The following is a 22451-nucleotide window of genomic DNA, read 5'->3' on the forward strand; positions in this document are numbered from 1 at the left end:
CTTACTCCTGTTTGCCAGGAACGGGGGCTGGAACGGGAGCAGCGAGCGTCGCTTGCGCCTGAAACTTTTGCTCCAGATGTTGCATAACCTTGCTGGTAATGTCGATCCGGTCACTGGCAACAATGTAATTGCTTTCACGTAACACCAGGTCGATCTTTTCCTGCTCACGCACATCCCCAATGGCTTGAATAATACTGGCTTGCAGCGCATCAATCGCGGCATCGCGGGCAACCCGTACTTCCTCACGGAAATCTTCCATTTGCCGGGCATAATTGCGCTGAAGGTCACGTAACTCACGTTGGCGTTGCACCTTCTCTTCCTGCGGCAAAGAACCGGCATCATTGCGTAAGGTCAGTTCGTCTTCCAGTTGCTGAATGGCTTTTTGATCCGTTTCCAACTTTTGTTCACGCGGTACAAAATCCAGTTTCAGTTTGGCATCCGCAGCTTTCGCCTGCGGGGCGTTATCCAGCAAAGTTCCCACGTTGACAATGGCAATACGTACCGACTGCCTCGCCGCCTCATCCGCCGACGCGGCGGGTTGACCCCACAAGGCCAACACCAACCACAGCCATAATGCAGCCCGCTTGTTCATACTTTAGAAGGATGCTCCGATACTGAACTGGATTTTTTGTTCCTTGTCACCCTCTTTGGCATTCAAAGGCTTCGCATAGCTGACCTCGAACGGCCCAATCGGGGAAAGCCATACCGCACCAACACCCGCAGAGTAACGCAGCTCATCACTTTTGAAGTCACCAGAGCTTTTGAAAACATTACCGCCATCGACGAAAGTGCTCATTTTCAAGCCTTTCACATCCGCTGCCAGCGGCATGGGGAATTGCACTTCAGCCGTACCCGTAACCATTAAGTCACCACCGATCGGGTCATCTTTCTCGTCGTGTGTACCTAGGCTATTGTCATCAAAACCCCGTACACTGCCGATGCCACCCGCGTAATACTTGTCGAAGAATGGCGTTTCATCCAGTTGACCTGATGCATTACTGGCTCCCACTTTACCCTTGATGGCAAACGTCACGTTGTCCGTAATCGGTTTATAAGCAGCACCGTCATAACTCAGCTTTTGGTATTGCAGATCACTACCCGGCGCATTGGCTTGCAAGGAGACCCGATGACGTTGCCCCTCAGTCGGGAAAATCGTGCGGTTGCGGGTGTCATGTACGTAACTGACGGTCACGGGAAGCTGGGTATATTCTGCGCCATTTTTATCAACGAAATCGGTAATACGCTGCGCTGGCTCCGTGCCCAGTACAATTTTACGCTTTTCTGCGCCCACACTGGCATACACAGAATCATGCTCACTCAAGGGTACGGTGTAGTTGACACTACCACCGTAACGGTTGGATGCATAACTGGCAATGTCTTCCTCTTCTGCATCGTATTCCTTGTAATAGCCACTAAAGCCACGACTGATGCCATCCGGTGTGTAATAAGGGTTGGTATAGCCGACGCTGTAATTCTGGTTAACCTTACTGTTATCGACATTCACATCAAGCTGTTTACCCGTCCCCATGAAGTTATCCTGATTCAGGTTGACGTTGAACAACACACCCTGTGATTGCGAGTAACCTGCACCCACCCGGAACTGGTTGGAAGAACGTTCCTTGACCGTGACAATCAAGTCGATCTGGTCATTGGTACCGGCGACAGGTTCAGCTTCGATCGTTGCCTCTTCGACATACGGCAAACGTTCCAGACGGGTTTTAGAACGCTCCACCTGCTCTTTCGAGAACCATGAGCTTTCCACCTGACGCAATTCACGACGGTAAACTTCATCCTTGGTGCGGTTGTTGCCACGGATATCAATGCGACGCACGTAAGTCCGCTTGCCTTGGTCAACCGACAACAAAATGCCGACCTGCTTCTTGGCCTCATCAAAGTCCGGGGTTGCTGCCACTTTGGTGAAAGCATAACCCTGCGCACCCAGCTTACTGGATAAATTCTTGCGGGTTTCCTCCAGCGCTTTCTGGGAAAACACTTCACCCTTGCGTAACTTGATCGCCTGCCCCAATTGCTCTTTGGAAAGGCCGGGGTTCCCAGACACACTGACATCGCCAATCCGGTATTGCGCACCCTCGTTGACACCAACATTCAGGAAAATATTCTTCTTGTCCGGTGACATCGACACATCGGCCGAGGTAATTTGAAAATTGATGTAACCACGGTCGCGGTAAAAACTGTTCAACGCATCCAGATCACCCATCAGCTTTTCTTTGGAATATTTATCGCTGTCACTGAGGAAAGGGATGGAAAATGCCCCGCGTGGACCTGATTCCAGTTGCTTCAACAGTACCGCGTCCGAAAATGCCTTGTTACCAGTGATATTGACTTTCTGGATACGGGCAACATTGCCTTCATTGATAGTGATATTGACCGCCACGCGGTTACGTTCAAGTGGCGTAACGGTAGTTTTGATGTCGACACCGTAGTGCCCCATGCCCTGATACTGCTCTTCCAACTCACGCTGGATCGTCGCTAGAGCCGCTTTGTCAAGGGTGTCGCCTTTGCTGATATTACGCAGTTTCAAAACCTGCGTCAGTTTATCAGTGGGAATCTGGCGGTTGCCCTTGATATTCAATTCACCAATGGCAGGGCGTTCTACCACCGTTACCACCAGCACATCGCCCCGGCGACCGAGTTGCACATCCTCAAACAAGCCAGTCTGAAATAGCGCACGAATGGCATCGGCTGATTTGGCATCGTTAAATTGTTCACCCACACGGGCAGGCAAGTAATTCAGCACCGTGCCTGCGGCAACCCGTTCCAGACCATTAACTTCAATATCGCGAACTACAAATGCAGCAGCCCACGCAGCCTGAGAAACTGCCAGCAAGCAGCTCACAGCCGAAATGACGAGTGTATGTTTTTTCATAATTAATTTAATAACCGCGTAAAGTCATTATACAAGGCAAGCACCATGAGTCCGCCAATGATTACCATTCCTAACCGAAAACCAACGGCTTCCGTTTCTGCTGAAACCGGGCTACCTTTTACCCATTCAACCAGGTAATAGAGCAAATGCCCGCCGTCCAGCATCGGAACAGGCAGCAAGTTCAACACCCCGAGGCTTACACTCACAACCGCGAGGAACCCCAGGTAATACGTCAGGCCATACGCCGCCGATACGCCTGCAAACTGGGCGATGGTCACCGGGCCACTAACATTCTTCAACGACACCTCACCCGTCAACATCCGCCCCATCAATTTTAAGGTCAGTGCCGACATTTGCCATGTCTTGGCAGCACCGCGCCACAGAGAATCCACTAGCCCGTAAGACTCAGTGAAATAAACCTTATCACGCAAATCGGGCGGCGGCGGTGCCAATGCTGCGCCAATCGTCGCCACACTTTGACCAGCACTGATTTGCGGGGTAACAGAAATGGATTGCATTGCCCCGGCACGATCAACCGTCAACACAACGGGCTGATCGGGGTGAGCTCGGATGTACTCAACAAAACCACGCGCTCCGGTAGGTTTCAATGCATCAATCGACAAGACTTTATCTTGTGCCTGCAAGCCTGCTCCAGCCGCCGGAGAGTTAGGCACAACAGTCTCAACCACCACGTCATAGGGCGGCAACCACGACTTCAGCCCGATTTTATCCAGCGCACCCGCCTCATCATCGAACATGGCAACGCTTTGCAAATCCAGCGTGCGCTGCTGGGACACACCATCCTGGGTGGTGACATTGATAGCCAATTGCGGGGATTTCAGGTACTCCTCCACCAGCAACATGCGCATATCTTCCCATGAAGTGGTTTCCACCCCATTAATGGCAGTCACTTGATCGCCAGACTGCAATCCAGCCAGTGCGGCGGGGGAATCTTGCGTCACATCGACATAAGGGCGCATCGCATTCTGACCAATCATGAATACCAGCGCGTAAATGACCATCGCCAGCAGGAAATTGGCAACCGGCCCAGCCACGACAATGGCAGCACGCTTCCAAAGCTTCTGCCGATTGAAAGCGCGGTGGACTTCGTGGGCAGCGACCTCGCAACCCTCCTCACATTCACGTTCGTCCAGCATTTTGACGTAGCCACCGAAAGGCAGTGCTGCTACCACGTATTCAACCTTATCCGCATCCTTGGACACGCGCCGCCACAGCGGTTTACCAAAACCGATAGAAAAACGCAGCACTTTGACGCCCAGCTTACGGGCAACCCAGAAGTGTCCAAATTCGTGTACCGTTACCAGTACACCAATGGCGACGAGAAACGCAGGAATTATCAGCAATAAATTAGTCGACAAGTTCATGATTTAGTGTATTTTCTTGCTTTTTATCCATGATAGTGAACGCACACGGCTTTCCTCATCCTGAATAAGTATATCGTCAAGGTTCATCGGAGTACCCGCCGACGCCTGATGCATCACATCTCTCACCAGCAGCGGAATATCGGCAAAACCGATTTCACGCCCCAGAAAGGCTTTTACCGCCACTTCATTCGCAGCATTCAAAGCAATCGTGGCATAACCACCACGTGCGTGTGCATCATAGGCCAAGGGTAGGCACGGAAAACGTTCCCTGTCCGGCTGTTCAAAATCCAATCGCGCGGTAGCAAACAAATCCAGTGGTGCTACCCCCGAAACCAAACGTTCAGGCCACCCCAACGCATAAGCAATCGGGGTACGCATATCCGGGTTGCCCAGTTGAGCCAACACCGAACCATCATTATAGGACACCATCGAATGAATGGTACTTTGTGGGTGAACGACCACCTCCACCCGCTCGGCAGGCAGGCCAAACAACCAGCACGCCTCAATCACTTCCAGCCCCTTGTTCATCAGGGTAGCGGAATCCACGGAAATCTTTTGCCCCATCGACCAATTCGGGTGCGCCACCGCCTGTTCGGGGGTTACGCCTTGTAAATCATCCACCGACCAGGTGCGGAATGGGCCACCGGAAGCTGTCAGCAAAATCTTTTCAACGCCGCCATGTTCGCTTCGACTACGCTCAGTGAACGCATTCGGTAGACACTGGAATACTGCATTGTGTTCACTGTCGATTGGCAATAATTCTGCACCGTGCTCGCGCACTGCATCAATGAACAATTGCCCTGACATCACCAGCGCTTCCTTGTTGGCCAGCATGACACGCTTGCCCGCACGCGCGGCGGCCAGCGTCGGCACCAAACCCGCAGCCCCCACAATCGCGGCCATCACGTAATCGGTTTCCGAGTGGCTGGCCACGGCATCCAGCGCTTCCGCGCCCGCCAGCACCACGACCTCGCTGCCTGCTGCCTGCAAACGCTTTTCCAGCACAGCGGCAGCGGCGGTATCCACCATCACCGCATAACGCGGCTGAAAGCGTTGGCATTGCTCAAATAACTTGTCGACATTGCTGTTTGCTGTCAAGGCAAACACATGGAAACGCTCGGGGTGACGTGCCAACACATCCAGCGTACTGACACCAATGCTGCCACTCGCTCCTAAAATCGTAATGCCTTTAGACGCCACTGTAGATCCCCAGCCATAACAAACCCAGCGTAAACAACGGCGCTGCGGCTAACAGACTGTCGATACGGTCGAGGATGCCACCATGCCCCGGCAGAATGCTCCCGCTATCCTTCACCCCGGCTTCGCGTTTCAGCAAGCTCTCAAACAAATCACCCGCTACCGACATCAATACCACAAACAGGGAAAGCACCATGAACATCAAATGTTTACCTTCGGGAATAGCCAGCCAATAGGAAGCCAACCACGCCCATAACGCTGTCGCAAGCACCGCGCCGGACATACCCTCATTGGTCTTGCCAGGGCTTAAATCAGGTGCCAGCTTGGTTCTACCGAACGTGCGCCCGGTGAAGTAAGCTGCCGTATCCGCCAGCGCCACCAAGGTAATCAGATACATAACATAGGTATAATGCATGGCATGCAGCTCCATCAAGGCATACCAAGCAGGCAACAACACCAAGATGCCGGACAAACGCATCGACAGCGCGTGTTTCTTGTAAAAACCCGCATTGCGCGGATAAATTTTCAAGGCCACTAACACCGCCAGCCACACCGGGATGCTCACCGCCAACACGATTACCGGGTCAGGGCGGATAAATACCAACGGAACCGATGCCAATAGGATCATCATGGTTCCCGCCATACGCTTTTCAGGCAGATAACAACCGGTCAGCCCTGCCCACTCCCAGGCACCCAAGCCAACGATAAACATCAATGAAAACAAGCCAAACAGTTCGGTCGGTAAAAACTGGATTCCCGCAAATACCAGTAAAATTAGCACTAATCCCGTAATAACCCGTTGTTTAAGCATGTTTTTCTCCTGATACCTGCTCACCCGTCATTCCGAACCGCCGCTGCCGACTGGCAAAGTCCCTGAAGGCATCGCGCAGGCATTGTTCGTCGAATTCCGGCCATAATACATCCGTGAAATACAATTCCGCGTATGCCAATTGCCACATCAGGAAATTACTGATGCGTTTTTCTCCGCCTGTGCGAATAAATAAATCGGGTTCCGGCACGCCATCCGTTGACAGCAAACGTCCAAACGTTGCCTCATCCAGCTTGTCGGCATCCAGTTCGCCAGCATTAATCTGGCTGGCAAGGGTACGTACTGCCTGAAGAATATCCCAACGACCGCCGTAATTCGCAGCAATCAGCAAGCGCATTCCGCTGCAACTAGCAGTCAGTGCCTCAACCTGAAGGATTTTTTCCTGTAAGCTGGCTGAAAATCCGCTGCGGTCGCCGATGAAACACAGCCTGACGTTATGGCGGAACAAAGCGGCTGACTCACGTTCCAGCGCAGACATGAACAAGGACATCAGGCCGCTGACTTCCTCTTCCGGGCGACGCCAGTTTTCACTGCTGAAGGCAAACAGGGTCAGGCACTCTACACCAGCACCACTACAGACACGGATAACCTTGCGTGCAGCTTCGACCCCGCGATGATGCCCCATCAGGCGTGGGAGGTAGCGGGCTTTTGCCCAACGCCCATTCCCGTCCATTACAATGGCAACATGCCGGGGAACAGCGTCTTTTGGCGTTGTATTTGTCATTCAGGCCCCATCGTATGCAATCCCGCCCCAAGAGATGGGGCGGAAGCAATCATCAAACTACCATTAATTCTTTTTCTTTGGTTTCCAGCACCGTTTCCACTTCCTTGATGAAATGGTCGGTCAGCTTCTGGATGTCGTCAGCAGCGCGGCGCTCTTCGTCTTCCGAGATTTCTTTCTCTTTCAACAATGCCTTGAAATCAGAATTGGCATCACGGCGGATATTGCGAATCGCGACCCGCGCCCCTTCTGCATCGCTTTTTACCACTTTCACCAAGTCACGGCGGCGTTCTTCCGTCAATGCTGGCAAAGGCACACGGATAACATTGCCATCACTAGACGGGTTCAAACCCAAATTAGAGGTTAGGATAGCTTTTTCAATTTTGGCCGCCATCGGCTTTTCCCATGGCACCACTTTCAAGGTGCGTGCATCTTCGGTACTGACATTGGCAACTTGGCTAAGCGGAACTTCTGAACCGTAATAATCCACCGTAATTTGATCCAGCAAACTGGGGTGTGCACGGCCTGTACGAATTTTTGTCAAATCATTGCGCAAGGCTTCAATGCTTTTCTGCATCCGTTGCTCTGCATCTTGTTTAATCTCTGCAATCATTTACCTTAAACCTCAACCAAAGTTCCAACAATCTCACCACGCACCATCGCAGCGAGCGCTCCGGGCGCAAACATATCAAATACACCGAGCGGAAGTTTATTATCACGGCACATTACCATCGCCGTTAAATCCATCACCCCTAACTGGCGCTGGATAGCGTCCTCGAAGGATAACCGATCAAAGCGTTTCGCCGTAGGATTTTTTTTCGGGTCAGCATCATAAATGCCATCCACCTTGGTCGCCTTCAACAACAAGTCGCATTGTAATTCAACGCCACGTAAGCTGGCAGCCGTATCGGTGGTAAAAAATGGGTTGCCACTTCCCGCAGCACAAATAACAATATCACCCTGCTCCAGGTAACGGCGGGCTTGGTGCGCGGAATAACGTTCACCCACTTGATCAATACCCAGCGCGGTCAATACGCGGCAGTTAGCGCCGAGCTTTTCAAGCGCATCTTGCATCGCCAAGGAATTCATTACCGTTGCCAGCATCCCCATCTGGTCGCCACGCACTCGATCCATGCCTTTTTCCGCTAAGCCAGCCCCTCGGAACAGGTTGCCGCCACCGATCACGATAGCGACTTGCACACCAGAACGTTGTACAGCGATGGCTTCGCCTGCGACGCGATAAAGAATTTCAGGGTCAATGCCGGAATCCTGATTGCCCAAAAGGGCTTCCCCACTGAGTTTTAAAAGGATGCGACGGAAACGAAGTTCGGGGCTGGCTGGGGTCGATGACATGAAGTATTCCTGCTATTGGTATCGTGGATGCATTTATACAGGTGACAAGGATAGGGGGCAAGCTACGGGCTAATACAGAAAGCCAACAATCCATGATTTTTTACAGCCACGCACACGCGCGGATACCATCACCTTGCGGACAAGCCAACCGCAAGCCACTATACTTTGGCAAAATAGCCAAGCAGGAAGTAGCCATGCACGCAGTCAAACACGAATACATCAACTTTGATCAGGTTGCGCGGCAAACCCCGTCCTTCAGGTCGGGGAGGATAGCGCGGGTGGCGAAGCCGCCCTATGTTCGGTAGTTTTGTCGGATAATCCGCGCAGTTTAACGCAGAATACCCACTCAAGCCGCTCTTTTTTAGCTACACTCCGAAGATGCAACGACTCCAAGCCTTCAAATACGAACTCATGCCCAATGGTGAAACACAGCGTCAACTACGCCGTTTTGCTGGGTCATGTCGCTTCGTGTACAACAGGGCGTTAGCGTTGCAGCAAGCCAATCATGAAGCAGGTGAAAAATTCATCGGTTACGTCGCAATGGCCAAGCACCTGACCGCATGGCGCAACGGTGTGGAAACCCCGTGGCTGAAAGATGCCCCTGTCCACCCCCTGCAACACGCGCTCAAAGATCTCGACAAGGCTTACCAAAACTTTTTCGCCAAACGTGCCGACTTCCCCCGTTTCAAGCGCAAGGGCAGTGGTGACAGTTTCCGTTATCCTGACCCCAAACAAATCAAGCTCGACCCAGGCAATAGCCGAATTTTTCTGCCAAAACTCGGCTGGATACGCTACCGCAATAGCCGCGATGTGTTGGGAGAACTACGCAATGTCACGGTTTCCAGCAAAGGCGACCAATGGTTTGTCAGCATCCAAACCCAGCGCGAAGTGGAATTGCCAGCCACACCCGTAACCACTGCTATCGGTATTGACCTTGGGATAGCGCGTTTTGCGACGCTCTCCGATGGCACATGGATGGAATCGCGTAACAGCTTCAAGAGCAAACAAGCGAAACTCGCCAAATATCAACGGCGCATGGCGCACAAACAAAAGTTCAGCAACAACTGGAAAAAAGCACAAGCCAACGTTCAAAAAATTCACACGCAAATCGCCAACGCCCGCCGCGATTTCCTGCACAAGGCGACGACCACGCTTAGCCAAAACCACGCGCTCGTGTTCATCGAAGATTTGCAGGTCGGTAATATGTCGAAGTCAGCGGCAGGCACAGCCGAAAACCCCGGCAAGAACGTTGCCCAGAAATCCGGCTTAAACAAAGCCATTCTCGACCAAGGCTGGGGTGAATTTCGACGGCAACTTGACTACAAGCTGGCATGGAAAGGCGGGATGTTGTTTGCCGTGCCGCCGCATTATACCAGTCAGGAATGCCCCGAATGTCACCATGTAGCGGCGGATAATCGTCAGACGCAAGCGCGGTTTGTGTGTGTGCAATGCCATTACGAAAATAACGCCGATCATGTCGGCGCGATCAATGTTTTAGAGCGGGGATACCGCTTGTTAGCCTGTGGAGATGCGGCCTTAAGCCGCTCTGTGAAGCAGGAACCCACCGAAGTCAGTCAGCTATCTAGCTGAATGCAGTAGGAATCCCCTTCCTTTAGGGAGGGGAGGATGTCAAGACTATCTCACCGGTGAGCGAGATGTCGATGTGCGCAGCGAATATGTGGATGGGCAAATCTACGCAATGAGCGGCGCGAGTGAATTACACAACACCGTCAGTGCAGAATTGTTTGGTGCAATCTTGGGAAGGTGCTATCCCCCAGCACCAAACGCACCGATTTAGGCGAAAAATTTGAGAATTACACACAAATACCGACCTTGCGCGAATACGTCATCGTCTCGCAAGACACCCCCCACCTGCAAATCTTCCGGCGACGCTGCAACTGGAAAGTGGAATACTATTACTCAGGTGATACCTTCACCTTAGAGTCAGTCGGACTGGAAATGACAGTAGACACCATCTATCGACGCGTCCGCAAAGAAGTAGGCTTGGACTAAAAAAACAAGCATAAAAAAGGGGCAACCAGTGCCCCTTTTTCACAAAAACCCGAAGGTTTTTAGTTCCCCGCTGCTGCCGCAGCCGCTTGCGCCGCTACTTCTTCAGCAAAGTTATCTTGCTTTTTCTCGATGCCTTCACCGACTTCCAGACGCACAAATTCAGCAATGCTTGCGCCTTTGGATGTCAGCAAATCGCCAACGGTTTGGTCAGGGTTCATAACGAACGGCTGGCCTACCAAGGTGATTTCGCCCAAGAATTTCTTCATGCGGCCGACAACCATCTTTTCAGCGATGTCACGGGGCTTGCCACTTTGCATAGCGATGTCGATCTGGATTTCGCGCTCACGCTCAACCAAATCAGCCGGTACACCGGACTCATCGACACAAGCTGGGCGGCTCGCTGCGATGTGCATCGCAATGTGCTTACCCATTTCATCGTCGCCACCAGTCATGCTGACCACAACGCCGATTTTGGCACCGTGTTGATAGGTAGACAGTTGGCCTGCACCTGCATCAACCCAAACCAAACGGCGTACTTGCACGTTTTCACCGATTTTAGCAATCAGTGCAGTACGGCTAGCTTCTGTCATCGCTGACAGCGCTTCAACGTCTGCTACATTGTTTGCCAATGCAGTTGCACCAACCTCTTCAGCAAATGCGACGAAGAAGCTGTCTTTCGCAGCAAAGTCTGTTTCGCTGTTCACTTCAACGACGACTGCACGTTTGGCATCAGCCGTCAGTGCAATCACAACACGACCTTCTGCGGCAACACGCCCGGCTTTCTTGTCAGCTTTCGCTGCACCGGATTTGCGCATCAGGTCAATAGCCGCTTCCATGTCACCATTGGTTTCAGTCAGGGCTTTTTTGCATTCCATCATGCCTGCGCCGGTACGTTCGCGCAGTTCTTTCACCATTCCAGCAGTAATTGCCATTAGGGTAACTCCTTGTTTGAACGGGCTGGCTTAAGCGCCAGCAGCGTCTGTAGTCGGTGCTTCATCAGCGACTGCTTCAGTAACAACTGGGGCAGCGGCTTCAGGTTCTGGTGCAACAGCAGCGGAAGTGTGACCTTCGTTGATCGCATCGGCAGCGGCTGAAACGTACAGTTGGATGGCGCGGATAGCGTCATCGTTACCTGGAATCACATAATCAATACCTTGCAGGGAGTTGTTGGTATCAACTACACCAATAACCGGGATACCCAGCTTGTTGGCTTCCTGCACAGCGATTTTTTCGTAGCCTACGTCGATAACGAAAATCGCGTCTGGCAGACCACGCATATCCTTGATACCACCGAGGCTGCGTTCCAGCTTTTCGGATTCACGGCTCAAGGTCAGGATTTCTTTTTTGCCCAATTTCTGGAAAGTGCCGTCTTCAGCCATTTTTTCCAGATCTTTCAGGCGCTTGATGGATTGCTTGACTGTTTTGAAGTTAGTCAGCATCCCACCCAACCAGCGATGGTTGACGTAAGGCATTTTGCAAGCAGTCGCAGCTTCGCTAACGGCTTCACGTGCAGAACGCTTGGTGCCGACGAACATGATTTTGCCGCCTTTCGCAGCCAGCTTACCAATGAAGTTGGTCGCATCATTGAACATTGGCAGAGACTGCTCAAGGTTGATGATGTGGATTTTGTTGCGCTCACCAAAGATGAACTGACCCATTTTAGGGTTCCAGTAACGGGTCTGATGACCGAAATGAACGCCTGCTTCGAGCATTTGGCGCATAGTAACTTTAGGCATGATAAGCTCCTGTATGGGTTATGCCTCCATACATCCCGGCAAACGCAACCTGTTTTTTGGTCAGGCACCCTGCGTGTCGTGTCGATGTATGTGTGGATTTAAATAAACAGTCAAACAACATGTAAAACTATTTGCGGAATTCGCGGGCGCTTTATACCATGAAACGCTTTTGAGTGCTACAGGGAACAATTAGAAATGGCAAAGACACAACGTGATCAGGGAATAACGATCAAAACGGCGGATGAAATCGCCAAAATGCGGGTAGCAGGTAAGCTGGCAGCCGATGTACTGGACATGATCGGTGAATACGTCAAACCGGGCGTCACCACCGATACCTTGAACCAGATTTGCCACGATTACATTATTAATGTGCAGCAAGCAATCCCCGCCCCGCTGGGATATGGTCAACCACCCTTCCCCAAATCCATCTGCACCTCGGTCAATCACCAGATTTGCCACGGCATACCCAGCGACAAAGTGCTCAAAAATGGCGATGCCCTGAATATCGACATTACCGTGATCAAGGATGGCTACCACGGCGACACCAGTAAAATGTTCCATGTGGGCGAACCGACCATTGCAGGCAAGCGCCTGAGCCTGATTACCCAGCAATGCATGTACCACGGCATCCTGCAAGTACGCCCCGGCGCAACCCTTGGTGATATTGGCAAGGCGATCCAACGCCATGCTCATGCCCATCATTACAGCGTGGTGGAAGAGTTTTGTGGGCATGGTATCGGCAGTAAATTCCATGAAGCACCGCAAATCCTGCATTATTACAGCAAAGACAGCGACAAAATCATCATTCAAGCTGGCATGATTTTCACCATCGAACCGATGATCAACCAAGGCAAACGCCACCTGAAAATCCTGCCTGACCAGTGGACAGCCGTCACCAAAGACCACAAGCTTTCCGCGCAATGGGAACACACCATTTTAGTGACCGATGATGGCTTTGAGATTCTCACGCTACGTGCCGAAGAGGCTAACTGGCGCGAAACACTATGATGGCGATTCTGCAAACCAACCCTTTGCTGACGGTTTATCATGCGCTAATGGCACGTGATGACCTGCAAATTGCTGATTATGCCCAAGCCATCCGTGACGCGCGTAAGTTGCTAGGGGAAGCCTTCCACGCGGGGAAAGAAATTCGTAGCCTGCTGTTTAACCATGCCGAATTTATCGACCTACTACTCCAGCACTTATGGGCAAAAAACGGCATTCCTCAACATCAACAAGCCACACTAATTGCGGTGGGTGGTTATGGTCGCCGAGAATTACACCCAGCCTCCGACATTGACTTACTGCTGCTATTGCCTGCATCACCAAGCCCAGAAGGCTGCGAACGCATCTCCGCCTTTATCACATCACTGTGGGACATCGGACTGGATGTTGGGCATAGCGTTCGCACCCTTGACGAATGCCTAGAACTGGCAAGCACGGATCAAACCGTCATCACCAACCTCATCGAATCACGCTACCTTAGCGGCAATGAACAACTCTTCCACGCCTTACGTGATGCCATCGCCCCGACGCACATGTGGAACAGTCGCGACTTCTTCCAAGCCAAGCTCGAAGAGCAACAAAAACGCTACGTCAAACTCGGCGACACCTCGCACCGCGTGGAACCCAATATCAAGGAAGGACGCGGCGGATTACGTGACATTCAAACCATTAGCTGGGTCACACACCGCGAATACGGCACACTGTCTTTACAGGAACTCTACGAAAAGCGATTGGTAGAATACGACGAATTTGAAACATTACGCGAAGGTCGCCAGTTCCTGTGGCGTATTCGCTTCGCCCTACACGAACTGGCCGGGCGCAAGGAAGATCGCCTGTTATTTGACTACCAGCGCAATCTTGCGCACCTGTTTGGCTATACCGACGATGCCAACAATGCAGCCGTAGAAGCCTTCATGCAACGCTACTATCGCACCATCACCGCGCTAGAACGTTTAAGCGACATGTTGATGGGTATTTTCCGCGAGCGCATTCTCACCCTGCACCCACCACCGCCAGAAATGTTGGGCGAATGGTATCAAAAGCGCGGCAACCTGATTTCGGTGAATTCACCGGATGTCTTCGTGCTGTATCCAACCGCCTTGCTGGAAATTTTCCTACTACTACAAATCACACCGGGCGTAACCGGGCTAACCCCCGACACCACCCGCCTGATCCGCCACAACCTGCACCGGATTGATGCCAGCTTCCGCCAGCAAGCCCGCCACCGCCAACTGTTCATCCAAATTTTGCGCCAACACAAAAGCATTACTTTTGTCACGCGACTCATGAACCGTTACGGCATTCTTGCCGCGTACATCCCCGCCTTCGCCAATATCGTCGGGCGGATGCAGTACGATTTGTTCCACATGTACACCGTGGACGAACACACGCTACTCGTGGTACGCAACCTACGACGTTACAGTACCGCCATCGGCGCTCAAGAACTTCCCCTGTGTGCAAAAGTTTTCAAGAACTTTCGTAACCCAGAGCTGTTATACCTTGCCGGGCTATTTCATGACATCGCCAAAGGGCGTAACGGCGACCATTCCGAATTAGGCTCACACGATGCTTACAGTTTCTGTCGGGAACACAGCCTAGACCTGCATGATTCCTCACTCGTCAGTTGGCTCGTAGGCCATCACTTATTGATGAGCATGACTGCACAGCGTAAAGACATTAGTGACCCCGCGATCGTTCAGGAATTCGCCGAAATTGTCGCCTCACAAAGCCGTCTGGATTGCCTCTTTCTACTCACTATTGCGGACATTCGTGGTACTAATCCCAAGCTATGGAATGGTTGGAAACAAGCCTTGCTGCATGAGCTATACCACTCTACCCGACGTGTCCTGAGTAATCGCACCCTGATTACCCATGAAGGGACATTGCTGATTGAGGAAAAACGCAACGCCGTACTGGAACAACTGTTGCAAGAAGGATTTTCCGCAGCCGAATGCCACGCGCTATGGAATAAATTCGGGGCGGATTACCACCTCCAGCACTCGGTAGAATCGGTGCACTGGCATACCCGCCACATCCTTATCGAGGCAGCACGCAAACCCACCCTCATTCACATCCGTCGTACCGTCTCAGGCAGCAGCAATGTCTTATTTGTTTACAGCAAAGATCAGGATGACTTATTTTCACGGGTCGTATCCTCATTGGAGCAACTCAACCTCAACGTCGTGCAAGCACGGATAGTCTCCACCACAGACGGTTTCGACCTGTACACGCTGCACATTCTCGGCCAAGATAATCACCCGATTATCAGTGAAGTTGATCAAGAATATATCATCGACACGATCACCAATAACCTAGAACGCGAAACGCCTTACCACCGTACCCACCGCAAATCACGTATTTTGCGCAATTTCGACATACCCACCCGCATTTCCTTTAGCCAGCAGCCAGAAAAAAATCTGACCTTGCTAGAAATCAACGCGGGTGATATGCCAGGGCTACTGTCACGGCTAGGCGAAGCAATGGATGGGCTGGGAATTCGTGTGCATAACGCCCGCATCAACACGCTAGGCGAACAGGCACAAGATATTTTCTACGTGACCACGCGGGAAGGCGGCATGATTATGGATGAGCAGCAACAGCAGCATATCCGGCAGGTGCTAGCAGGCGCACTGGAGGCCGAGTGAACAACATCACTAGCCTTTTTACCCTGTGCTCCCGTAAAATCAGCACCCCAAGTAACAGGTAAGACCCCAAAACCGTGCGTCTAAGTAAAATCCGCATTGCCGGATTCAAGAGTTTCGTCGACCCCGTGACGCTGGATTTACGCAGCAACCTCACCGGCATCCTCGGCCCCAATGGGTGTGGCAAGTCCAACACCATTGATGCCGTGCGCTGGGTCATGGGCGAATCCTCCGCCAAACACTTGCGCGGCGCGTCGATGGAGGATGTCATTTTCAATGGCTCCTCCTCACGCAAGCCGGTTGGCCTAGCCTCCGTCGAACTGGTATTCGACAACAGCGACGGCACACTCGGCGGCGAATACGCCAACTACGCCGAAATCTCCGTCAAGCGCCAAGTCAGCCGCGACGGCGATTCCCGCTATTTCCTCAACGGCGCGAAATGCCGTCGCCGCGACATTACCGACATCTTCCTCGGCACAGGCTTAGGCCCCCGCAGCTACGCCATTATCGAACAAGGCATGATTTCGCGCCTGATCGAAGCCAAACCCGAAGAATTGCGCAATACCCTCGAAGAAGCCGCCGGGATTTCCCGCTACAAGGAACGCCGCCGCGAAACCGAAACCCGCATGGCGCATACCCGCGAAAACCTCGAACGCCTCACGGACTTGCGCGACGAACTCGAAAAACAGCTCGAACGCCTCGACAAACAAGCCAAAGCCGCGCAACGTTTCCGCGAATTACGCGAAGAAGAACGCCACCTCGAAGCCAGCGTACTCGTGCTGCAATGGGCGGCACTCAAAGCCGACGGCGAACAGCGCCTGCGCGACCTTAGCCAACGTTCCACCGATTATCAGGAACAGATAGCCCAAGTCCGCCACCTCGAAGCCAGCATCGAAGCGCTACGCAACCAGCACAGCGATGCCAACGAAACCCTCAACACGGTACAAGGCGAGTATTACCAAGCCGGGGCAGACATTGCCCGCATCGAACAAAGCATCCAGCACCAGCGCGACATCCAGCGCCGCCAGCAAGATGCCTTGCGCAGTGCCGAACAAAGCATCGAAGAAACCCAGCGCCACGCCAGCGAAGACCGCGACAAACTCAGCGCGTGCGAACAAGCCCTTGCCGACCTCGAACCCCGCGAAGAAGCCCTCGGCGAACAGCTTGAAATGGCAGAAGCCCACCAACAAGATGCCGAAGACCAGCTCAACGACTGGCAAGAACACTGGCACAGCATCCAGCAGCGCATTGCCGAACCCACCCGGCACGCGCAAGTCGAAAAAGCCCGCATGGAACAGCTCGAACGCCAACTGAGCCAAACCAACCAGCGTTTTGAGCGCCTGCAACAAGAAACCGGCAGCCTGTCCACCACCCGCTTCCTTGACGACCTGCAACTGCTCGAAGCACAACAGCAAGAAGCCGCCGAAGCCCACCTGCTCGCCACCGAACAGCTTGCCGACCTCAGCGCCACGCTCAGCACACAACAGCAAGCCTATCGCGACGTACAAGCGCAACTGGATCAAGCACGTTCACAACGCCAAGCCCTGCAAGGGCGGCTGGCCTCGCTGGACACCTTGCAACAAGCCGGGCTGGACAAAACCGACAAAGCCCGCCAGCAATGGCTCACCGCCAAAGGCTTGGACAAAGCCCCGCGCATCGCCGAACAATTACGCGTCGCCAGTGGTTGGGAAACAGCAGTTGAAACCGTCTTGGGCGAAGGCTTAGATACTATTTGCCTGGATTCCCTACCAATTATTAACGACTTTCCAGCGTCTGGCATCAGTTTGCTAGAGAACCACGCCAGTAGGCCGGACACCAGTCCGACAATGCTGGCCAGCAAAATCCAGCACCCCACACATGCCAGCACCTTATTTGCGGGCATCCGCTGTGCCGAAACCCTGCCAGAAGCCCTATCGCAACGCCACAGCCTAGCCCCAACCGAATCCATCATCACCCGTGACGGCCTGTGGCTCGGCATCAACTGGTTACGCAGCCCCCGCCAATCCGATGCACACAGCGGCATCCTGCAACGCCAGCAGGAAATCGAATCCTTACGCGAACAACTGGCAACGCTAGAAACCAGCCTTGCCGACTGGCAACAACGCGCTGACAGCTTGCGCGACAGCATCCGCAGCCACGAACAGCAACGTGATCAGGCACAAGCCGACACCAACCGCCTGCACCGTACCGAATCCGAACAACGCAGCCGCTTGCTGGCCTTGCAACAGCGCATCGAACAACTCCACAGCCGCCGCCAGCAAATCGACGCCGACTGCGCCGAACTCGACGCGCAACGGATGCAGCAAGAAGAAGATCACCTGCTGGCCACCGAACAACGCAATGCCGCACTAGCCTTGCTGGAAACAGTACAAGCCGAACGTGATCGACTCGCCGCCAGCCGCGAACACTTGCAACACGCCGTCAATGATGCGCGGCGCACCTTGCGCGAGCTACAAGATGAAGCCCAAGACATCCGCCTGCATCTCGAAACCAACCGTACCCAACGCGACAACAGCCAACGCCAGCTTGAACGCTTCACCAGCCGCCTCGAATTGCTGGAACAGCAACGCGATACCCTGCTGGAACAAATGCACTTACAGGACGACCCCGCCGCCGACCTACAAGCCGAACGCGATACCGCGCTGACGCAACGCGCCGAAGTCGAACAGCGCCTGACTCAAGCCCGGCAAACCTTGCAAGCGCTGGAAGCCGACATCCGCCAGCAAGATACCGCACGGGTACAAGCCGAACGCCTTGTCGAACAAACCCGCACCGAGCAAGAGAACCGCAAACTCGAATGGCAAGCCGTGCAAGTACGCGAACAAACCATCGCCGAACAATTTGCCAAAACCGAATTCGACGCCGCCAACCTGCAAGCCAGCTTACCGCCGGATGCCCGCCCGGAACATTTCCTGCAACAACTGGACAACATCCAACGCAGCATCCAGCGTTTAGGCGCGATCAACCTTGCCGCCATCGACGAATTCCGCGAACAAAGCGAACGCAAACAATATCTGGATCAGCAAAACGACGATCTGGTCGCCGCACTGGAAACGCTGGATAACGCCATCCGCAAGATTGACCGCGAAACCCGCGCCCGCTTCAAAGAAACCTTCGACAAGGTAAATAGCCGCCTGCAAGAGATGTTCCCGCGCCTGTTTGGTGGCGGCGAATGCTACCTGGAAATGACCGGCGATGATCTGCTGACCACGGGCGTTGCCATCATGGCGCGTCCGCCCGGTAAGCGACTTTCGACCATTTACCTGATGTCGGGTGGCGAAAAAGCCTTAACAGCAGTAGCCTTGGTGTTCGCTATTTTCGAGTTGAACCCCGCACCCTTTTGTATGCTGGACGAAGTGGATGCGCCACTCGATGAAGCTAACGTCGGGCGATTCTGTGAACTGGTGCGGCATATGTCAGAACAGGTACAATTTATTTTCATCACCCACAATAAAACCACCATGGAACTTGCCGAAAACCTCATCGGTGTTACCATGCGTGAAGCGGGTGTCTCGCGGCTGGTAGCGGTTGATATGGCAGAAGCGGTCAAGCTGGCAAATGGCTGAAGACGACGACAAACAAGGATTAAAGGATCTTAAATGGAACTGGTAAGCCTGATTATCATGGTGTTAGGGCTGGCGGCCTTGGTAGGTATTTACGTTATCAGCCGCGTCTCACGCCAACATTCCCCTCAAAAACGCGACGAAAACATTCCCGTGTTGCGTGATGCGGATGGCAACGAACTCTCCAGCGTGTGTGACGACGTAGCTGCTCGCGATGGTAAACGTCCGTCAGCCAATGCCCGTGATATGTCTGACGTGATGATGTCCAATGTTTCAGGCAAATCTAAAGGCGTTCACCAGCCAATAGCCGATGCGGTGGCACTGCCCCCCCAACTGGTTTTGTTTATTGCGGCGGATATTGAAGCCGGATTTTCAGGCGAAGAAGTCTTGCGGGCGCTGGATAATGCTGGCTTGAGTTTTGGTGATATGGATATTTTCCATCGGTTTGTCCTGAGTGCTCAAGGCGAAACCAGCCTGTTTAGCGTTGCTAATGGCGTAAAACCGTGGACACTCGTTCCCGAAGAACTGGTGATGCAAACCACACCGGGGCTGTCGATGATCCTCAACTTACCCAGCCAGATTGATGATGGCGACGCAATCAATGACTTCCTGCTTACCGCTGAACGGCTGACGGCTGACCTCAATGGCATTCTGAAAGACCATAACCAGCAACCGATTACCCCTGCTCTGCGGGCAGGTCTGCTGGCAATGGCTGCGTAAAGAAATCCCTCCTAACCTCCCCTTATCAGGGGAGGAACAAGAGAGGAATTTTCTTCAGTCCCTATTTCTTCTTGGCTTTCTTGGTGTCTTTCTTGGCATGTTTCGCGGCTTTTTTCTCAGCTTTACGTACAGCTTTTTCTTCTGCTTTGGCTTCTTGCTCAGCTTTTTTGGCAATTTTTTTCGTTGCTTTCTTTAGGGCTTTTTCGGCTTTCTTGGCAGATTTTCTTGCCTTTCCCTCTTTTTTTGCCTGTTTTTTCAAGATTCTATCTGAAATCCCCAGCTCAAGTGCTGCCACCAGTACCACTTCAATAGCCGCTTCATCAATGGACAGTACATTGCTTGCTGTCACTTCGGTCGGGGCTACTTCATCGACAAGCACCACTTCGGCAACGGCATCTTCTTGGGGGGGGCGAGCAAAGGTTTCCTGAGCACTGGCAATGATGAGTGGGGCAGTGTTTTCACCAATACCGGGTAAAGCAGTGAGTGCTTCTACCGACATTTCCGCTAATTGTTCCACGGTGGTAATACCATGTTCTGCCAGACGTTTGACGGTGGCAGGGCCTACATATTTGACGGCAGCAACTTCTAGTTCCATTGTTGGTTTTCCTTATGATCTTGTTACATGGGAGGGATTCTTGTGTCACAAAATTTTAACATTAGCCTTTCCCAAACATGATGACAAAATTGATTGTATTTTGATCATTTTAACGATTTCGTAATAATCGCCGCCAAATATCCCCACCAGAGGTTTCCTGCCCGGTCAATAAGTAGTGCAGGACATTTTCATTCTGGGTAGCCCACTGCATATCATGGCTGATGGGGTAAGAAGCGCACATCAATACACGGTCACTGACTTCCAGATGCGTATCCGTTTCTGGCAACACAGTCACCTTGCCCTTGCGTTTGAGCAATAAGGGAATGGCGGGTAACAAGTGTTCACGTTCGCGCGGATCACACAAGATATGGTGCAAAGTGACGGTTTGCATCAAACAACTTTTGTACAAAGCAGGGGTACGGGCTTTATTGATTTTGATTTCCCATAAATACGGTACTTCATCGGTGGTAACGCCCAGAATCCGGCTGACCAGCAGATTTGCCCAGTCATCATCATTCCCCCGAATAGCCTCCAGAAAGTCGCTGATCAGCGGGGTACGCAGCAGGGCAAAAATCTTATGGGCAATCACATCACCGCGTTTCATGATCAGGTTGAAATCAGCCTTATCGAAAATAATACCGTTATCCCGTTGGTTTTGGCGGGCGACCCTGAAAATATCCGGCATCAGTTCCTGAGCCGTCATCAGAATGGAAAGGTTATCAGCATCGTTATTCGTGCCAGCCACAATCCCTACCGCTTTGCGCAAACCCGCTTCCAGCAAAGTGTTCGCCTCAGTGCCTTGACCAGCAATGGTTCCCGGCGGCGCATGGGTACGTTGCGGGTCAGGCTCGATCACTTGAACAGGAATGCCAGCACCTTGTAGCCTGCTGTGCAATGCCTTGCCAAAACGCCCGTAACCCGCAATGATCCACAAGCCCTGCCCCGGAAACAGCGGTTCACGCAATGCCTCATGCGGAACGCCGGTCATCCAGGTAAACAGCGTATACATGCCGGGTGAATGGATGGCCATTGCCAAACGCCCGGCAAACGTTTCAAACGGATTAATGACTTCGTTTGTGCCAAAGGAACGGATATTGGCCTCAAGCTCGGGCGATTCCACCCGCGCCAGCACCCGCAAGTCAGGGTTAAGCAAGTGCGCCGTCAATGCCACCATCAGGTTGGTCTGGTCGGAATCGGTCAAGGCGATCACGCCAATGCAATAGCTATTGGTAATGCCCGCCATTTCCAGCACCGCAGGCTTGGCAGCATTCCCCAGCAAACCCAACGGACGGCGAATGTAGTCGCTGAGTTCCAACTCGTTGATACGGTTTTCATTCCTGTCAACCACCACCGCCTTGATGCCCTCATCAGCCAGTGCCTTGATCAGGATGCCACCCGTATCACCATAGCCGCACACCAGATAAAACGGGGTACGCAAGCTTTTCACACTGCGCTGGAACACATATTCAACGCGTAATTTGCGAAAAGCCGGGTCTTGCAATACCCCCAGCAGCGAGCCGATGCTGTACAACCAGCCAATCACGGTAAGATGTACCACGAACATCATCCACAGGCGCTGACCCTCAGTAAAGGCGTAAGGAATTTCCCCAAAACCAATGGTTGTCGCGGTATAACTCACCAGATACAGCGCGTGGAAAAACGACATATGCCACGGCTTCCCTTCTGCATCCTGCCCCGGAATCAAGGTAAACCCCAACACCGACACCGCATACATCAGGATCAGCACCACCAACGGGGTGCGCATCCGCCGCAACAGCACATAGAAAATATCAGGCACAGGCCAC

Annotated in this window: 19 protein-coding genes; 7 read left to right on the top strand and 12 right to left on the bottom strand. The window is 52.7% G+C overall.

Annotated features, from left to right (window positions below):
* Position 1 precedes the first annotated feature (1 nt).
* Genes J9253_RS10470 through pyrH form a run of 8 tightly spaced genes read right to left on the bottom strand, consistent with a single transcriptional unit; the run spans position 2 to position 8372 of the window.
* The gene (locus J9253_RS10470) at positions 2–592 is read right to left on the bottom strand and encodes an OmpH family outer membrane protein (protein WP_210220969.1); all 591 of its coding nucleotides are present in this window, start codon (positions 590–592) and stop codon (positions 2–4) included.
* 3 nt (positions 593–595) lie between these two features.
* Entirely contained in the window at positions 596–2887 is a 2292-nt protein-coding gene (gene bamA / locus J9253_RS10475) for an outer membrane protein assembly factor BamA (protein WP_210220970.1), read from the bottom strand.
* A 2-nt stretch (positions 2888–2889) separates the two neighbouring features.
* Positions 2890–4272 (bottom strand): RIP metalloprotease RseP, encoded by a 1383-nt coding sequence (rseP, locus tag J9253_RS10480; protein ID WP_210220971.1) that lies wholly within the window; start codon positions 4270–4272, stop codon positions 2890–2892.
* A gap of 3 nt (positions 4273–4275) precedes the next feature.
* Positions 4276–5472, bottom strand: a complete 1197-nt coding sequence (ispC, locus tag J9253_RS10485; RefSeq protein ID WP_210220972.1) for a 1-deoxy-D-xylulose-5-phosphate reductoisomerase — start codon at positions 5470–5472, stop codon at positions 4276–4278.
* On the bottom strand, positions 5462–6280 hold the full coding sequence (locus tag J9253_RS10490; RefSeq protein WP_210220973.1) for a phosphatidate cytidylyltransferase: 819 nt from the start codon (positions 6278–6280) through the stop codon (positions 5462–5464). The genes ispC and J9253_RS10490 overlap by 11 nt, the downstream gene beginning before the upstream one ends.
* Entirely contained in the window at positions 6273–7022 is a 750-nt protein-coding gene (gene uppS, locus J9253_RS10495) for a polyprenyl diphosphate synthase (protein ID WP_210220974.1), read from the bottom strand. The genes J9253_RS10490 and uppS overlap by 8 nt, the downstream gene beginning before the upstream one ends.
* Positions 7023–7074: 52 nt before the next feature.
* Positions 7075–7632, bottom strand: coding sequence for a ribosome recycling factor (frr, locus tag J9253_RS10500; RefSeq protein ID WP_028488126.1), 558 nt, complete (start codon positions 7630–7632; stop codon positions 7075–7077).
* Between the two features lie 5 nt (positions 7633–7637).
* The gene (gene pyrH, locus J9253_RS10505) at positions 7638–8372 is read right to left on the bottom strand and encodes a UMP kinase (protein ID WP_210220975.1); all 735 of its coding nucleotides are present in this window, start codon (positions 8370–8372) and stop codon (positions 7638–7640) included.
* A gap of 92 nt (positions 8373–8464) precedes the next feature.
* Between pyrH and J9253_RS10510 the strand changes: the two genes are divergently transcribed.
* The 3 genes from J9253_RS10510 (at position 8465) to J9253_RS10520 (ending at position 10385) form a co-directional block, all read left to right on the top strand.
* The gene (locus J9253_RS10510; RefSeq protein ID WP_210220976.1) at positions 8465–8677 is read left to right on the top strand and encodes a hypothetical protein; all 213 of its coding nucleotides are present in this window, start codon (positions 8465–8467) and stop codon (positions 8675–8677) included.
* A gap of 73 nt (positions 8678–8750) precedes the next feature.
* The gene (locus tag J9253_RS10515) at positions 8751–9962 is read left to right on the top strand and encodes an RNA-guided endonuclease InsQ/TnpB family protein (protein ID WP_210220977.1); all 1212 of its coding nucleotides are present in this window, start codon (positions 8751–8753) and stop codon (positions 9960–9962) included.
* A 174-nt stretch (positions 9963–10136) separates the two neighbouring features.
* Positions 10137–10385: a Uma2 family endonuclease gene (locus J9253_RS10520; RefSeq protein ID WP_228291348.1), complete on the top strand. Its 249-nt coding sequence runs from the start codon at positions 10137–10139 to the stop codon at positions 10383–10385.
* A 59-nt stretch (positions 10386–10444) separates the two neighbouring features.
* Here the strand turns inward: J9253_RS10520 and tsf are convergent, their stop codons facing one another.
* Both tsf and rpsB read right to left on the bottom strand, forming a co-directional pair.
* Positions 10445–11317: a translation elongation factor Ts gene (gene tsf / locus J9253_RS10525; RefSeq protein WP_028488123.1), complete on the bottom strand. Its 873-nt coding sequence runs from the start codon at positions 11315–11317 to the stop codon at positions 10445–10447.
* Positions 11318–11347: 30 nt separating this feature from the next.
* The gene (rpsB, locus tag J9253_RS10530; protein ID WP_028488122.1) at positions 11348–12121 is read right to left on the bottom strand and encodes a 30S ribosomal protein S2; all 774 of its coding nucleotides are present in this window, start codon (positions 12119–12121) and stop codon (positions 11348–11350) included.
* A 195-nt stretch (positions 12122–12316) separates the two neighbouring features.
* Between rpsB and map the strand changes: the two genes are divergently transcribed.
* From map to J9253_RS10550, 4 genes are all read left to right on the top strand, one after another.
* Positions 12317–13129 (top strand): type I methionyl aminopeptidase, encoded by an 813-nt coding sequence (gene map, locus J9253_RS10535; RefSeq protein WP_028488121.1) that lies wholly within the window; start codon positions 12317–12319, stop codon positions 13127–13129.
* Positions 13126–15771, top strand: coding sequence for a [protein-PII] uridylyltransferase (gene glnD / locus J9253_RS10540; protein WP_210220978.1), 2646 nt, complete (start codon positions 13126–13128; stop codon positions 15769–15771). The genes map and glnD overlap by 4 nt, the downstream gene beginning before the upstream one ends.
* A gap of 74 nt (positions 15772–15845) precedes the next feature.
* Entirely contained in the window at positions 15846–19334 is a 3489-nt protein-coding gene (gene smc, locus J9253_RS10545; RefSeq protein WP_210220979.1) for a chromosome segregation protein SMC, read from the top strand.
* A gap of 33 nt (positions 19335–19367) precedes the next feature.
* Positions 19368–20051, top strand: a complete 684-nt coding sequence (locus tag J9253_RS10550; RefSeq protein ID WP_210220980.1) for a cell division protein ZipA C-terminal FtsZ-binding domain-containing protein — start codon at positions 19368–19370, stop codon at positions 20049–20051.
* A gap of 61 nt (positions 20052–20112) precedes the next feature.
* On the opposite strand, the gene J9253_RS10555 is transcribed toward J9253_RS10550, so the two are convergent.
* Positions 20113–20646 carry a helix-hairpin-helix domain-containing protein gene (locus J9253_RS10555; RefSeq protein ID WP_210220981.1) on the bottom strand — a complete coding sequence of 178 codons (534 nt, stop codon included), beginning with the start codon at positions 20644–20646 and terminating at the stop codon, positions 20113–20115.
* 109 nt (positions 20647–20755) lie between these two features.
* The gene (locus J9253_RS10560) at positions 20756–22444 is read right to left on the bottom strand and encodes a potassium channel family protein (protein ID WP_210220982.1); all 1689 of its coding nucleotides are present in this window, start codon (positions 22442–22444) and stop codon (positions 20756–20758) included.
* Between the last annotated feature and the right edge of the window lie 7 nt (positions 22445–22451).

Source organism: Thiothrix litoralis (assembly GCF_017901135.1).
Taxonomy (GTDB): Bacteria; Pseudomonadota; Gammaproteobacteria; order Thiotrichales; family Thiotrichaceae; genus Thiothrix; species Thiothrix litoralis.